This window comes from Micromonospora sp. NPDC126480, assembly GCF_040302465.1.
In the GTDB taxonomy this organism is placed as follows: domain Bacteria; phylum Actinomycetota; class Actinomycetes; order Mycobacteriales; family Micromonosporaceae; genus Micromonospora.
This window is the reverse complement of record NZ_JBEORU010000076.1, coordinates 1-1,079: the sequence shown is the minus strand read 5'-3', so window position 1 is coordinate 1,079 and position 1,079 is coordinate 1. Positions and strand designations below refer to the sequence as shown.

The 1,079-nt window shown below is 62.8% G+C and carries 1 protein-coding gene; it reads right to left on the bottom strand.

Going from position 1 to position 1,079, the window contains the following annotated elements; genetic code table 11:
* Window positions 1-46: 46 nt before the first annotated feature.
* Complete coding sequence (locus tag ABTW87_RS30150; RefSeq protein WP_502891674.1) at window positions 47-865, bottom strand: YaaC family protein; 819 nt, start codon at window positions 863-865, stop codon at window positions 47-49.
* Between the last annotated feature and the right edge of the window lie 214 nt (window positions 866-1,079).

The window sequence follows — 1,079 nt, the reverse complement described above, 5'->3', positions numbered from 1 at the left end:
ACCCCTTCACCTCCCGGCTCCACGAGCCAGGAGACCTCACGAGGGGTCAAAATTCGGCCGGCGACAAGGGGTCATTTTTCAGCCGGCGACGACACGTTGCAAGTCGTGCATCTTGATCCGCTTCGGTACCAAACTGTATTCCCGTGTCCCAATGCATCGCTAAATCAACGCGGCCGGTATCCGTTATGTCAAATCGGGGCAGCTTGGTGTCCGGCACTGCTAAGACCATCGAATAACCCGCAGCGTGTGGGTATGCCGACATGAACCTCTCGAAGTCCTCGTCGGGCCGCGATGATTCCGTTAGCCCCTGAGGGAACCCGCAGACGGTCCCTGATGCGAGTGGATGTGGTACCAGCTTGGAACGGTGAAAGTACATAGCAGGCCGGCGCTCGCCGTCGGCGCGTAAGGGTCGTCTGCAGCCCTCGGGCAGCGCATCCCACAGTTGCCCAAGGCTGACGGCTTGTGCGGTCTTGCCATCAGGAAGGCTCGGAGAGGTCAGCAGATCACTCAATCGCCGGAAGCTCGCTTGGGGTCGGCCGTGCTGGATCACCGCCACGTCGGGCAGCGGAGACGTGTCAGAGCGGATGCTGAGGCCATGCCCTTCGAGCTGCCAGTGGCCATCGTCCAGGTCGAGAGCCGCGGCGGCGATCGCACGGCCCGCTTGGCTCAGACCATAAAAGACGAGGAGCGGTCTGCTAGCGAGTGCTATCTCTCCAGCCGCCTTGAAGAGCTGCTCGGACTGCTCCATCGCAGCAAGGTAGACCAAGCGTCGGCTAGGGTTCCGGTTTGCGCGACCCGGGGGATCCGACCTGGTGGCGCGCAGGTTCGCCCAGACCTCACCAACGGTCGGCCAGTTCAATCGCATCGGCCGATGATACGGAGATAGCGACCCGCTGGTCGATCACCTTCCGCGACCGTAAGCGCCCTCGAAGACGTTGCCGAATTGTTCTCTTAGGATCAAGGTGGCCCGCAAGCGGGCCGCGCCGGCGGTCACGTCCGCGCTGGTGGTGTAGGAGACGGCCATCGCGGGATCCGGTTTGATGTTATGCGGCGATCGGTGCCGGGTCGGTCTGGTCGGT